The organism is Sorangiineae bacterium MSr12523, assembly GCA_037157775.1.
GTDB lineage: Bacteria > Myxococcota_A > Polyangia > Polyangiales > Polyangiaceae > Pendulispora > Pendulispora brunnea.
In genome coordinates, this window is the sequence record CP089982.1 from 6,517,556 (window position 1) to 6,531,042 (window position 13,487).

The window sequence follows — 13,487 nt, forward strand, 5'->3', positions numbered from 1 at the left end:
GCCCCTACCGCAACGTCAAGCGCGTCTTCGCGCCCCGCGTTTCGATACAGCTAGATACGTCTCGTAGAGCTTTGCGCTCGCGCCCGCCAGGGTCGAGAGAACCGGCACGTGCGCCGACGGATGGGCTGCAAGCCACGCCACGTACGCCTCGGGCAGCCCCGCCTCCCGGGCCCCTTCGCAGAGGAGCGCCAGGTACCGCCGTGACGGACGCAGCCCGAGCGTGGTGCTCGAGGCCAGGTACACCTGCGCCACCGTCGGGCCGCAGCGCGCCCCCGTGACGGGGAGCTCACAGCGCTCGTACTCGTCCTCGAGCTTCTCGAGCCGTTCGAGATCGGCCTCCCCGAGCCGGTGCAGCACACCGTGCACCGTGCCCGAGGCATCCGGAAGAAGCGTGGCGAATGCCGGCTCCACCACGGCAAAGCCTTTGAGCGCAAAGGCGAGCCGGTAGCCTTGAAGCGACGCAATCTCACTCTCGAGCGGTCGCATGCCGCGGCGTTCGACGAAGACGCGACGGCTCATGTTCGCGCCGTAGGCGAAATACCAAGTGGATCCATCTTGACGCTTCATGCCGTTCCTATCCTGCTAAACACGTCGCCATGAAAACCATCGGAAGCGGGCAGCTGCCATTCGGTGTACTCGCGTGGTTCGGTATAGTCATGGGCACCGTGTCCTGTGCCAAGACGCCACCGGAGGCCACACCCGCCGCCGAAGCACCCGTTTCCTCCGCGCCTGCACCCGCGCCGGCCGAGCCCGCGGCCCCCGTTCCTGCCACGGCCACGCCGGCGGCATCCGCAACGGCCCCCGCCTCCCCCGCGCTCGAATGTTCGATCCGCATCGAGCCGAAGATCAAACTGGGGCAGTCCGCCAAAGTGCATTTCCGGCTCGCCCAGCGCGCTGCGCAGACCGTGTACGTTCTCAATTGGCGCACGCCGCTGGAGGGATTGCGCGGCGACGACTTCTCCGTCGTCCGAGATGGAACCGAAATTCCGTATCGCGGCCCCATGATGAAGCGCGGCAATCCCAGCGCGGAAAGTTACCTCGCGCTGGAGGCCAGCAAGCCCCTCGAGGCCGACGTCAACTTGGCGCTGGCGTACGATTTCTCCAAGCCAGGCCATTACCGCATCACGTTCCGCGGCAAGATTTGGGACCTCGTGACGCAACAGTCCGAGATCCCGCGGCCGCTCGACAAGCATCAGCCCGTGCAACTGACCTGCGCCTCCGTCGAGACCGACGTCGCGCCCTAGCATCCGTCCCTAGCTGCCATAACGCGCCACCAATGCGCGGGCTCGCTCGGCGAAGCCCGCCAGGTGGAATCGCTCGAAATCGGCCCACGTGGACAAGGTGCGCGTGTCGGTCACGCGATCGACGAACAGCTTGCCCTGCAGGTGATCGATCTCGTGCTGGAAGGTGCCCGCCGTCAGGCCTTTCACCTCGAAATCGAGATCGTCGCCCTGCCGGTTCCACGCGCGCACGCGCACGTGTGTGAACCGGGGCACTTGCCCGCGCAGGTTGGGCACGGAAAGGCATCCCTCGTTGTTGTCGAACGTCTCGTCCGTGAGCGGCGTGACCTCGGGGTTCACGAGAATCGTGAGCGGGTAATTGGGCTTGTACGGATAGCGCGGGTTGTTCTGGATGTGGATGACGCAGAGCTGCACCGGCTCGTACACCTGATTGGCCGCGATCCCGGCACCGTTCGCATCGCGCATCGTCTCGATGAGGTCGTCGATGAGCGCCTGCACCTTGGGAGAAGCAAGCTCGTCGCGCGTGAGGGTGCGCGCCACTTGGCGCAGCACGGGGTGCCCGAGGGTCGCAATTTTGCGGATGGCCATGACGGCCGATCTAGCACGGCCGGACGTTACAACCACTTCTTGTGCCGGAACCACAGGACGATGGCAATGGCGACGGCCGCCATGCTGCAAATGGCAAATGCATAGCCGTAGTGCCATTTCAGCTCGGGCATGTGCTCGAAGTTCATGCCGTAAACGCCGGCCACGAACGTGAGCGGCAGCATGACCGTCGACATCATGGTCAAGGTCTTCATGACCTCGTTCATGCGGTTCGACTGCATGCTCAAATAGGACTCGATGGCGTTGCTCGCCAATTCGCGGTGGCTGTCGGTCAAATCCGTGACGTGCGCGAAATGGTCGTACACGTCGCGGAAGAACGGCATCGCCTGCTGCGGCACCTCGTCGAACTCACCGCGCGAGAGGCGAAGCAGGATCTCGCGCTGCTGCACGCAAATGCGCCGCAGCCCTTGCAAGGTGCGCTTGAGCGAGAGCAAACGCGACAAGATGCGATGCCCCGTCGGCGTGCCGGCGTGGTGAATCACCGCCTCGTCGAGCTTGTCGAGCTGCGCATCGAGCGCGTCCAGCACGGGCAGATAATCGTCGACCAAGTGATCGAGCACGCCGTGCAGTACCCAGGCGGGGCCTTTTTTCAGGCTCTTCGGGGAGCGTTGGAGGCTCTGGCGGACTTGCCCGATGCACTCGGCGCCGTGGTGGTGCGTGATGACCCAATTTTGGCCGATGACGATGTCGACCTCGAGCAGCTCGATCTCGGCGTGCACGTTCTTGTCGGCCCGCATGCGCACGCCGTGCACGAGGACGTAGAGGTACGCCTCGAAGTCCTCTATTTTCGGCAGCGCGCGGTCCTCCCAGATGTCCTCGAGGACCAGCGGATGCAGGTTGAATTCGCCGGTGAGCAGCTCGTCGACGGCCGCGCGATCCTTCGTCTTGTCACTCTCGCCGAGGTCGATCCAGAGCATCCGGCCATCGGCGTGGAGCTTGCGCACCTCGTCGAGGTTCGACGTTTCCGAAACGCTCTCCCCATCGACGAAGAAGGCATGCATCGGCGACTACTTTAGTAGCTAACCGCGCTTTTCGGCCAGGATCAGGGTGCGCGGGGAGTCGGTGCCGAAGAAGACACCTGGGGTGGCGATGCGGCCGCTCACCTCGGCGACGCGGAAGCCGTGGTCGTGCAGCATCTTTCCAAGCTCGTGCAGCGAGTAGATGCGGATCGAGTACTCGATTTCCTTCGAGCGGCCGTCGTCCATCATCATGGTTCGCTTGATGCGCATGCGGCTGGTGATCCAGTCGATGGTCATCTCATCCATGCACACGCAACCTTCGCCCTCGAACCAGGCGAGCGACGGTGCCTGGCGGCCGATGAAGTCGCGGTTGACGACGTCGAGGAGGAATTGTCCGCCCTTTCGCAGGGCGCGGTGCACGCGGGCGATGACCTGTGCGTTGCGGTCCTCGTCGAAGTAGCCGAAGCTCGTGTTCCACGAATAGATGCCGTCGAAGGTCTCTTCGAAGGTCATCTCGCGCATGTCGCCCTGCACGAAGTTGAGCTTCTGGTTCCGATCTTGCGCTTCGTCGGCGGCGCGCGCGAGCATCGACAGGCTCAGATCGTAGCCCACGACCTGGTAGCCGCGTCGCGTGAGCTCGATGGCGTGGCGGCCGGTTCCACAGGCCAAATCGAGCACCATCGCGCCCTTGGCAACGGCCAGGCTGTCCTCGATGAAGTCAGCCTCCGCCGCAATCTGCGCGTCGGTGAGCTTGGCCATGGTGCGGATGAAGTCGTCGTTGAAGAGCTCTTCCCACCAGGGCCGCGAGCGTTTGCGCTGCAGTACGGATGCATCGTTGAGCGGCGGCGGCGCGAGCTCGCTCTGCGCCGGGCCAATGACGAAGGGCACGGAGGAGATGCCTCGCTCGTCGAGATCCGGTGTCGACGACATGCCCCGGTTCGGGATGACCGGAACGGGCGGCGGAGAGTTTCCCGACGGCGGCGGATGCGACGGTTTGACCGACGCCGGAACCGGAGGCGGCGGCGCCACGGGACCGGACGACGGAGGAACGGGCGGCGGAGAGGCCGACCGGCTGCTGTCCGGCTCCGCGTCCAGTGAAATGATGGGGGTCTGGCTCGCGGGCGCTGGATTCGATCCCGGTGGGAGCGGCGGAGCCGGAGGAGGCACGCGCGGACGCGCCCTCTCCATGCTGGGCTCCGACTCGACGCTCACCAGATCATCGGGCATCAGCTCCGGCGTGGACGGGCGCGCGAACTCCTCGTCCTCGACGACGGGGATGTCCACGGAGCCATCGCTGTCCGGAATGGTCACCATATGGGACCGCATCGCGCGGGCCGGCTCGTCGTCCATGACGATGACCGGGAGCGGCGGCGACGGCGGAGGCGGAGCCGATGGAACGCTGGAAGGCGGCCCATGCCGGCCGCTCTCCGGAGCGCCCAACGAGATGGTCGGGAGCGAAGCGATCGCAGGCGCCTCGCGCGGGGTCCCGGCTGCGGACGCAACGTCTTCCGTGATGGGCTCGACCTCGTCGTCCAACGTGAGCTCGTTCGCGGCGAGCTCGGTCGACGGGAGCGGCTCGGTATCGGGCGGCGTCGACGAGGGCGAACGCCGCGCATCCAGGCCGAGCGCCTTGCTCGACCCGGCCAACAGATCCGGCCGCGAAGGTGCGTTGATCGTGATGATGCGCTGGGGCGCGATTTCGACCCGGGGCACCGAGGTTGGCGCGGGCGGAATTTCGCTTCGAGGCACCACGACTTGGGCGGGTGGCGGAGGTGGACGTTGCGAATCCGTTTCCAACGTGCGCCGCAGCGGAGGTGGCGGCGGGGGCTCGAGCCGAGGCGGCGCGATCTCGGGCTTCGAGGGCGGGCTCGGCTCCGGCGGCGGGGCGCTCAACGGACGCGCCACCTCATCGTCAGGGATGCGGAGGGTCATGCGAGGACGCACGCGACGACTCGTCGGCGGCTCCTCGTCCACATCGCGCAACTTCGCCCTGGAACCCGAAGCGGCAGCGCGCACGGGCGGAGCGATCGGCGTGGGCAAAGAATCGTCCTCCAACGCCACTTCGATGCCGTCGCCAAGCGCCTCCGATGCACTCGCACCGGTGCCGGCAGCAGCCTTGATCGAGGGGGGAAGTTCGTCGTTCACTCTCAGGTCACTCCCTTATGGCCGGCACGCCGTCCGTCGCGCCAAGCCCCGACCCGCGAGACAAGCTCTGGCCATAGAGTACCGGGCCTTCGCTTGCGACGAAGCCAAATGCGGCGGGCTCCAAAAACATGACGCACGTCGACCCGAGGTGGAAAATGCCGATTTCGTCACCTTTCTTCACCTCGAGCGGTGGGTCGAACGTGTGAACCCCAAGCGGAACGTCGCGCGCATCGATGCCGGTGACCGTGATGCGGCCCACGACGATGGCGACCACCATCACGACCGTGACGCGGCCCAGCCCTGTCTCGGGCGGGGTGTCGATGGAGATGGCCACGCGCCGGTTGCGCACGAAGAGGTTCGGCACATGCTTCATGCCGATCGCGTTGACGGGGTAATAATCGCCCGGCAGTGAACGGATCTGCCGGATGACGCCACCGACGGGCGCATGCACGCGGTGGTAGTCCCGCGGCGAGAGGTAGACGACACAACCGCCGCCACCCTCGAACCGCTTGGCCTCCTCGGCATCGCCCACCAGCTCATCGACGCTGTAGGGACGACCTTTGACGAGGTAACGGCGGCCGGGTTCGACGCGCGCGATGGAGTCGAGGCGACCATCGGCCGGGCTGACCACCGTGCGCGGATCGGGGTCGATCGGACGCACACCATCGCGCAAGGTGCGGGTGAAAAATTCGTCGAAGGAGGACCAGCCTTCGGTCTTGGTGCATTCGTCGAGCGAGATGCCATAGGCCTGCGAATACAGCCCAACGACGGCGCGGCCGACGGGAGAGGACCAGCTATGGTCTGCGAGCTTTCCCATCACGCGGCTGATTCCAGCACGCGGTAGGACACGCAGAAGCTGTGCGGTGGCGAAGGTGAGTGCACTCATCATCAGGCGCGCAGTGATTCCGCGAAGCCTTGCACCGCGCCCGAGAAGTGAGCCGGCGAAGAATCCACTTGTTTACGATGGTACCTTCCCGTCACCGAGTCGGTCAAATGCCTCAATCCTCTGTTCCACTTGGAACTTTCCATGCGCGCGCGGTCTGACATAAGGGGCTTGGGTCCTTGGATGGGGGGGTAGAAGAATCGGCATCGAGGGTCTCACAGGCTGCCTCGACATCGAAGGGATCCGTGGCCACGGCCTCGGCAAAAGAAGGCTCCGCGATGGCCTCGTCGTTGCGGGATCGCGCGAGCACTCCACGCAGCGCCCACCACGGGCCGTAGGAGGTGAGCACCTCCTTCGGATCCTGGAAGAGCACCTCTGCCTCCTTCGTGCGACCCGGGTCGCCGAAGGCCATGAGCACGCGGCCGCGGAGCTCGCGGTAGCTGGGATCGTCCTGTGGCGCGCCGGTTTGAAGTCGATCGAGCTCGCTGAGCGCCTCCGTCGGGTGCTTGCGCGCGAGGAGCAACTCCGCGAGGCGCATGCGCTCGCGAACGTCGCGCAGCGAAGGAGCTTTCGCATTCGGCGCCGTCGTCGAAGGGGGCGGCGCCTTGCCCAGCGAAAGAAGCGGCGGCAGCGGCTCTTTGGGCTTCGATTGGAGGTAGGCGCGCCACTTGGTATCCCACTGCTTCAAATTGCCGGAGCTCGCGATTTCGAGTGCACTATCGGGCTCTTTTCCATCGCGCAGCGCGGCGAAGAGGCGCTCGAGCGAGCCGGGGGGCGTGCTCGAGGCGAAGAAGCGGACGAAACTGGCGACCTCGGAGAACGCAACGAGCGCGGCATCGGCGCTGGGGAGCATGGCGATGGATGGGCCGAGCTTGTCCAGCGGCAGATCGAGTTTCAGCTCGATGCCGCGTGCGGCGATGGCATCGGGCGACGGGCGGTCGTCGAACGGCCCCGGCTCGCGCCAGCGCACCTCTTCGCGCTTGGCCACGCCTTCCTGCAGCCAAAGCGGTGCGCGATCGATGGTGGCGCGCGTGACCGCGAGATGGGTCAGCTCGTGCGCGACGGTGTCGCGCCACGAATAGCCATGGTTGCTGGCGCGCGGCGAGAGCAAGGTCACGCGCCCCCACTTGGCCACGGCCACGGTGCCGGTGGTTTGGGCGGACTCGTATGGGAGGCCGGTCATCGCCGAGAGGGACAAGAGATCGCGAACGACGACGATGCGCGTGGGCTTCGGCCACGTCGCCCCGAGATCGCGGGTGAGGGCCTCGCGCGCTTTGACCACGGTCTCGATGAGCAGCGGCGTGAGCGTGCGATCGTTCTCGTCCTGGTAGCGGATCCATACGCCCTGGTCGCGGTCTTCTTCCAGCACGGTGGCGGCGGTGATGCGGGCGCAGCCGCGGGCGATGTCGGCGAGCATGGCGCCCTGCTCGGTTTTCGCGACGTCGGGCGAGCTGAGGGTGACCAGCGCGCCGTCGCAATCGGCCTCGTACAAGGCCAAGCGGGCGCGCTCGGTGGCGATGCCCACGTCGTCCGGCTTGCCGCGCGCGAGCTCCTTGCGGGCCTCGTCGAAGTCGTTGGCGAGAATGTACTCCTGCGCCCGCCCCGCGTGTTCGTCGGGCCCATCGGCGCGTACGCCATGGCCGGCCGCGAGCACGGCCACCGAAATGAAGAAGGCTGCGGCGCTTCGTTTCATCGCAAGAGCCCCTCCGCGTAACGGCGAACGGCGTCGCGGTTTTTGCCGCTGCCGGTTTGGCCCAATCCTTTGATGACGCGGCGGCGGAACTCCTCCGGGCCCTTGTGGGCGTCCGCCTTGGGGATGTCGGCGTGGTCGTTCGAGGGATCGCCCTCGGGGCCTTCGCGCTCCCCTTCTCCGGAGTTGCTGCCCAGCGCCTCCTTGGCCATTTCGAGCATGCGCTGGGCCTCGCGCTGGCGCTCCAGCGCCTTGTCGGCCTCCCCGCGCTTGAGCGCACGCGCTGCCTCGCGCGCCGCTTTTTCGGCCGCATCGAGCGAGTCCAGCGCCGGCGGCGGCACGCCTTGGTCGCGCCCTTTTTCGCCCAGCTTCTGCGCGCGCTCGGCACGCTTGTCTTCCTCGTCGCCCTCCTTGGAGAGCTGCTCGCGCGCGCGCTCGGCCGCTCTCTGGCGCATGGCCTCGAGCTTTTGCTCGGCCCACTTCACCTCGGGCTCGAGCTTCTTCTGCGCCTCGTCGATCTTCTTCTCCGCCTCGTTGTCCGCCGGCGAGAAGATGGACCATCGTTCGCGGGCGGCGGTGCGTTTGGCCTCCTCCAGGGCTTGCAGCGCATTGCGGCCGCTGGCCACCGCGTCGGCGGGATTTCCGTGCTCGAGCGAACGCGCCATCTGCTCGCCGTGTTCGCGCGCGGCCGCGCCCTTGCTCGTCCAGGAGTCGCTGCCCGCGCCGATGCTCGGCAGCGACTTCGTCGCCTCGCGCACGGCCTGGGCGTGCTTCTTCGCCTCGTCGGCCATCTGCTTCATCTCTTCTTCGCTTCCCGCGCCGGCGAGCGCCTGCTCCACGTTGTTAATGCCGCCCGCGTGATCCTGCGCCAGCCGCTCGAGCTCCTGCGCCGCCTCGTTGAAGGCTTGCTCCGCGTCGTCGGGTGAATCGGCGGAATCGCCCGCCTCCGTGCCGCGCCCGCCGCCGGACTCACCGCCCGCACGACCCGAGCGCCCCTTGGCACCAAACGAGGGATCCGGCTGCCGCAAGCGCGCCGCCAAATCGCGCGCGGCCAGCTCGGCATGGTGCAAATCGCCCTCTTTTCGAGCGCGCGACACGCGCAAGAGGTACGCGCCGACGATCTCGCCGAGATCGTGCCCCAACGAGCCCAGTTGCACGAGCGAGCGGCCCCCGCCCCCGAGCACCTCCGCCGCCGCGTCCACGCGATCCGAAGGCACCTTGCCCGGCGCCGGATCCGTGTGCCGCGCCATCTCGGCGATGCCCATCGCGAGCTCCTCCGCGACGTCGGCCAACTGGCGCGCCGTCTCCCGCGCGTCGCGTTGCCCCAGTCCGCGCAGCACGGCGTCCACCACCAAGACGATGCGCTCGGTCGCCTTCACCGTCGCATCGTGCTTCGCTTTGTTGGGGGCACGCACCTCGGCATCCACCGCCAAGCGCACCTTGCGCATCTGCCCGCGCAGGATGGCCTGCAGGCGCGATGGGACGCGCGCCCCGGCGTAGGAACCGCTCAAGGTGGCCTCGAGGAAGTCCGCGCTGTCGTCGGCGCCCTTGAGCAGATCGCGCGTGTACACCTTGCGATCCGCCGGCGCGTTGGGGATCTCGTGCCCGATGCGCCAAGCCAGCGTGTCGACCAGAATGTCGCGCAGCTTGCGCAGTGAATCGATGCGGCGTGCTTCAGGCTCGCCCACCTCGGGCGGGATCAACGTGATGGCCGCGCTCGAACCCCACTTGGGGCCCGTGACGGGATCGTTGTCCTTTGCCTCGACCCGCACTTCGACGGGGGCGTGGCTCTTTTTCACGAACGGATCGGTCGTCTTGAGCACGTGGCCGCCGCGATCGCTGCGGGTCTCTCCGTCGAGGCGTGCGAGCACGCGCCGCTCTTCGCGGGCGCCCGAGCGGAGCACGAGGTGCACTTCGCGCAGGCCGTGGTCGTCGGAAACCGTGTAGCGGATGGGAATTTCGCTCACCTCTTCGGAGGCGAGCAGCACCTTGCGCGGGGCGCCCTCGAGCACCACATCGGGCGCGCGATCGGCGATGGAGACGATTTCGGTGGCGTCCGGCTCCTGGATGATGACGTCGCCGAAGCGTGCCACGACCCTCAACGTGACGCTCTCGCCGAGGGGCCAGCGCGCCACCAGGCGGTGGTGGCCGTCGTCGGCGAAGGGGATCTCGTTCGAGCCGTCGGTCAAAAAGAGCCGGCGCCCGTCGTGCGACGGCATGCCGATGAAGGTGACGAGCGTGCCCCGGTGCAGGGACACCTGCTCGTAGGCGCGCTCGTGGTACTCCTCGAGGTGCAGGTACTCCGGCGGCCGCGCGACCATTTGCAGATCGTCGAGCCATTGCATGGAGACCGGCGCCACGCCGCGCCGGGCCACGAGCACGTCCGCTCCCTCGAGGATGGCCCAAGGCCGGAAGATGGCCAACGCCAGCACGACCGCGCCGAAGACGCCCGAGGCGATGCCGAAGTGAAGCGCCTGCCGCGCGGCCCCCACGACGATGCGGTCGCTGGGCAGCGCGGCGATGGTGCGCTCCACATGAAGCCGCGCGAGCGGGGCCGACGTGCCCACGGCCGTGTCGCTCGTCTCGCCGTTCGCCGTGACCAGCGAAAGCGCGCGCAGGGCGCGCTGGGCGCGCTCCGGATCGACGGGTACGGCGATGCGGCGGATGATGCGCCCCGGATCGGACCAGATGCGTTTCTCACGCTGGCGCGCCGCCAGGACCAAACCGAGGACGCCGACGATGAGGGCGGCTGCCGCGGCACGCCATCCGAGCGTGCCCTTTCGCGCGATGAGCATGCCCGCGACGACGGCGAGGATCACGAAGCCGACCACCGCGCGCTCGCGCGGCGTGCGCACGGCGCGAAGCCACGCCTCGGACAGCGGGCGCAGGGGCGAAAAAAGATTCGACGGCGGCGGCTCGGGCGACTTCATGTCCGTCACGTGGAGGCGGGCGGCGGATACGGCGGCGGCACCGGCGGAATGGGCGGGAGCGTGCTCGGGATGGTGGGAAAGCCACTCGGCAACGTGGTGGGGAACCCGCTCGGCAAAGTCGTAGGAAAGCCGCTCGGCAAGGTGATGGGCGGCAGCGACACCGAGGGGAATGGGACAGCCCCACCACCGCTGCCCGACGTCACGGGCGTAGGCTGGGATGAAGGCTTGCCCGAAGGATGCGGCGTCGGCCGTGCGGCCGTGGTGGGATTGACCAGCGGCGCGACGGTGTTCGCAGGCGAGGCGGGCGCCGTCGTCGAGACCGACGCTTGCGCGGTTACCGACGTGTTCGGCGGCGTCGTAGGCACGTTGGCCACGGGCGGCGGGGCGCTCTCCGTCTGCCACGTCGTGGCCGCATACGCGATGACGCCGCCGACCCCGAGAACCACGGGCAAGAGCACCCAAAGCCATGCGCGGCTGCCCGAAGGGCGCGGCGCCGGCACCTGCCGCTCGTAGCGCTCGTCGCCTTGGCGCGGCGAATACGGCGGAGGAGCCTGCACCACGGCGGCCGCCGGGTACGGCGCCGCGAGCGGAGGCCCGAGCACCGTGGATCCGGGCGCACTCGTGCCCGCGCTGGCCGCAAACACGGCTTCCGCCGGGGCGCCGAGCACCGTGCCCGGTCCGACCGGCTCCGCCAGTCCCGCCGGTCCCGCCAGTCCCGCCGGTCCCGGTACAGCAGCCACCTTCTTCGTGGGGATGCGCCCCGCCGCCTCGGGCGTGAGCGACACCTTCTCCAGTGCGATGCGCATTTCCGTCGCGCTCGCGAAACGAAGCTCCGGGCGCGCCGCCATCGCGCGGTGGACCAAACCGGCCAGCTCACGCGGCACGTCCGGCGCGGCATGGACCAGCGGCTTCACGTCGCCCTGCTCCACGCGCGCGGCGATGATGCGTGCATCGCCCTCGCCTTCCACCGGGCGAACCCCGGCGATCATCTCGTACAGCATGACGCCCACGGCGTAGATGTCCGAGCGCGCATCCGCGCGATCCGCGGAATATGCCTGCTCCGGGGCCATGTACTCGGCCGTTCCCATCACCACGCCGGCCACGGTGAGGTTCTTCGGCAGCACACCCGGCTCGCTGGTGCGGAACTTCGCGATGCCGAAGTCGATCAATTTGAGCACCGGCTTGCCCGCCACGAAGGTGACAAACACGTTCTCCGGCTTGAGATCGCGATGCGTGACCCCCAACGCATGCGCGGCCTCCAGGGCCTCGAGGATCTGCTTCGTGTACTCGCAGGCCAGCGGGATGGGGACTTTGCGCTCGCGTTCGAGCACGCTCGAAAGCGCCTCTCCCTGCAGCAGCTCCATGACGATGTACGCGATCCCTTCCGGGGTGCGATCGACGTCGGTCACCTGGACGATGTGCGGGCTCTGGATTTGCGCGGCGACCCGGGCCTCCTGCATGAACCGGTCGATGAGGCCGGTGCGGCCCACGAGCTCCGGGTGGAGCAACTTGATCGCGACGCGCGTGCCCAGAACTTCGTGCACCGCCTCGTAAACCGATCCCATTCCGCCGTCACCCAGAAGGCGAACCAAGCGGTACTTCGAGCTGACGAGGTATCCAACTCCGGCCACCATGGCGTTATACCTCAGACCCCGTTCTCTCCCCCTCCCGATCCCGATCTTGCGCCCGATCTTCTCGGGGAGCGGGAGCGGGAGGCCCGAAAGCTGTCGGCCTCGGCCAGCTCATCATGGGTCCATTTCCGACGGCGGGGGCCATTTTCCCGACCCGCGGGGCTCATTTTTCTCGGGCTCACGCGGCGTCGCGCAGATCCGGCAGCGGCGGCGTGAGGATTTCCCCCACCGTTTCGGCGTCTTCGATGCGCGCGAACACGGGAAGGAGTGCGCCCTCGCCTTCCTCGCGGCCAAAGCTGGCAAAGGCGCCGCTCGATGCGAGGGCGCGCGCCTGCGGGCCGTCGAGCACGAGAAAGACGTCGTGCAGCCGGCGGGCCCCCCAGGAAACGCTTGCGGGGCCGTTCCTGGAAGCCGCGATGACGTAGGCGATGCGCCCCCGCTCCAGGTGCAATTCTTCGCGATCGCGCCGGATGAGGACGCGTCGATCGGTCACGGCGTACAACGTTTTGCGCGCGAGAAGGACGGGACGCAGGAGCGACGCGTAGGCCACGCCGATGGCCACCGCTGCGAGCAGGAGCACGGTGAGGCCCACCCCGAAAATGAGCAGCGCGGCGATGGCCGGCGGCAACGTGTGCAGGCGCAAGACGCGGCCGATCGACGGCACGGTGCGCACGAGCACGTGCACCGCGGAGATGGACGCGAAGAGCGAGATGATCGCCGTTCCGACCCGCCGCGCGGTCCAGGGCGAGGCCAGGGGAATGCCGCTCCACACGACGCGCTCGTCCGGATCGAGGCGCTGGCCCAGCGGGCGCGTCCCCTGCCCGAGCGGTGCGCACGGCGTCATGCCGCGCACGATGGCCCAAAGTCGGTCGGGCCCCGTCACGCCGGACAAGCTCAATTTCAAGGTGCGGCGCAAGGCACCGGTGGGCACGGCGCGGACCAAAATGAGGTCGCCCACGTCGGGCTCGCGCGGGTTCCAGCGGATCACGGCGTAGCTGATCGCCGACCGGTCCATGGTGCGCCGCATGCGGCCGCGCTTCCAGATGATGTGCTTCTCCGTGACGAGGTACTCCACTCCCGCGCGCCACACGAGCGGGAGCCTCCACGCGAGCAGCGCAATCGAGGCGCACCAGACGGCAAAGAGGATCATCCCTCCGACGTGCGCCCTCAGGGAAAGCGCCGCCGTGACCGCGAACGACAGCGTCACCAACGAAACGACGGCGCTGACGACCGCGAGGAGCCGCGCGGCGAAGGGCGCCCGCACGATGCGGGGGCGCCCGTGCCAGAGGATCGCTTCGTTGAAGAGGGAGTCGCGCTGCATGGGTACGGCGTGCGAAGCTCGAGGCGAACGCCGCCTACCCTTCGATATAGCAGGGAAGAACGGCTCCGCCCTTGTAGACGC

The 13,487-nt window shown here is 67.9% G+C and carries 10 protein-coding genes and 1 pseudogene; 1 reads left to right on the plus strand and 10 read right to left on the minus strand.

What is annotated here, in order from left to right; genetic code table 11:
• Positions 1-15: 15 nt before the first annotated feature.
• A complete protein-coding gene (locus LZC95_25175) occupies positions 16-567 on the minus strand; it encodes a gamma-glutamylcyclotransferase (protein ID WXB00095.1) in 552 nt (183 codons plus the stop codon).
• A gap of 29 nt (positions 568-596) precedes the next feature.
• Here LZC95_25175 and LZC95_25180 point away from each other — a divergent pair, with 29 nt between their 5' ends.
• On the plus strand, positions 597-1,244 hold the full coding sequence (locus tag LZC95_25180) for a protease (protein ID WXB00096.1): 648 nt from the start codon (positions 597-599) through the stop codon (positions 1,242-1,244).
• A gap of 9 nt (positions 1,245-1,253) precedes the next feature.
• On the opposite strand, the gene def is transcribed toward LZC95_25180, so the two are convergent.
• The 9 genes and pseudogenes from def to LZC95_25225 form a co-directional block, all read right to left on the minus strand.
• Positions 1,254-1,829: a peptide deformylase gene (gene def, locus LZC95_25185; protein ID WXB00097.1), complete on the minus strand. Its 576-nt coding sequence runs from the start codon at positions 1,827-1,829 to the stop codon at positions 1,254-1,256.
• 26 nt (positions 1,830-1,855) lie between these two features.
• Positions 1,856-2,848, minus strand: a complete 993-nt coding sequence (gene corA / locus LZC95_25190; GenBank protein WXB00098.1) for a magnesium/cobalt transporter CorA — start codon at positions 2,846-2,848, stop codon at positions 1,856-1,858.
• 18 nt (positions 2,849-2,866) lie between these two features.
• Positions 2,867-3,565, minus strand: coding sequence for a class I SAM-dependent methyltransferase (locus LZC95_25195; protein ID WXB00221.1), 699 nt, complete (start codon positions 3,563-3,565; stop codon positions 2,867-2,869).
• A gap of 195 nt (positions 3,566-3,760) precedes the next feature.
• Positions 3,761-4,009, minus strand: a pseudogene (locus tag LZC95_25200) (hypothetical protein).
• Positions 4,010-4,958: 949 nt separating this feature from the next.
• Positions 4,959-5,840: an archaetidylserine decarboxylase gene (gene asd, locus LZC95_25205; GenBank protein ID WXB00099.1), complete on the minus strand. Its 882-nt coding sequence runs from the start codon at positions 5,838-5,840 to the stop codon at positions 4,959-4,961.
• Positions 5,841-5,949: 109 nt separating this feature from the next.
• Positions 5,950-7,527 (minus strand): tetratricopeptide repeat protein, encoded by a 1,578-nt coding sequence (locus LZC95_25210; protein WXB00100.1) that lies wholly within the window; start codon positions 7,525-7,527, stop codon positions 5,950-5,952.
• On the minus strand, positions 7,524-10,454 hold the full coding sequence (locus LZC95_25215; protein ID WXB00101.1) for a DUF4175 domain-containing protein: 2,931 nt from the start codon (positions 10,452-10,454) through the stop codon (positions 7,524-7,526). Before LZC95_25215 ends, LZC95_25210 begins: the two co-directional genes overlap by 4 nt.
• 5 nt (positions 10,455-10,459) lie before the next feature.
• Positions 10,460-12,088: a protein kinase gene (locus LZC95_25220; GenBank protein WXB00102.1), complete on the minus strand. Its 1,629-nt coding sequence runs from the start codon at positions 12,086-12,088 to the stop codon at positions 10,460-10,462.
• Positions 12,089-12,263: 175 nt separating this feature from the next.
• Positions 12,264-13,406, minus strand: a complete 1,143-nt coding sequence (locus tag LZC95_25225) for a hypothetical protein (protein WXB00103.1) — start codon at positions 13,404-13,406, stop codon at positions 12,264-12,266.
• Positions 13,407-13,487 lie beyond the last annotated feature (81 nt).

Excerpts from the sequence above, each read along its gene's own strand:
- LZC95_25225 (WXB00103.1), bottom strand. The coding sequence starts at position 13,406 with ATGCAGCGCGACTCCCTCTTCAACGAAGCGATCCTCTGGCACGGGCGC.
- LZC95_25180 (WXB00096.1), top strand. The coding sequence starts at position 597 with ATGAAAACCATCGGAAGCGGGCAGCTGCCATTCGGTGTACTCGCGTGG.
- LZC95_25175 (WXB00095.1), bottom strand. The coding sequence starts at position 567 with ATGAAGCGTCAAGATGGATCCACTTGGTATTTCGCCTACGGCGCGAAC.
- LZC95_25195 (WXB00221.1), bottom strand. The coding sequence starts at position 3,565 with ATGGCCAAGCTCACCGACGCGCAGATTGCGGCGGAGGCTGACTTCATC.
- LZC95_25215 (WXB00101.1), bottom strand. The coding sequence starts at position 10,454 with ATGAAGTCGCCCGAGCCGCCGCCGTCGAATCTTTTTTCGCCCCTGCGC.
- def (WXB00097.1), bottom strand. The coding sequence starts at position 1,829 with ATGGCCATCCGCAAAATTGCGACCCTCGGGCACCCCGTGCTGCGCCAA.
- asd (WXB00099.1), bottom strand. The coding sequence starts at position 5,840 with ATGATGAGTGCACTCACCTTCGCCACCGCACAGCTTCTGCGTGTCCTA.
- LZC95_25220 (WXB00102.1), bottom strand. The coding sequence starts at position 12,088 with ATGGTGGCCGGAGTTGGATACCTCGTCAGCTCGAAGTACCGCTTGGTT.
- LZC95_25210 (WXB00100.1), bottom strand. The coding sequence starts at position 7,527 with ATGAAACGAAGCGCCGCAGCCTTCTTCATTTCGGTGGCCGTGCTCGCG.
- corA (WXB00098.1), bottom strand. The coding sequence starts at position 2,848 with ATGCATGCCTTCTTCGTCGATGGGGAGAGCGTTTCGGAAACGTCGAAC.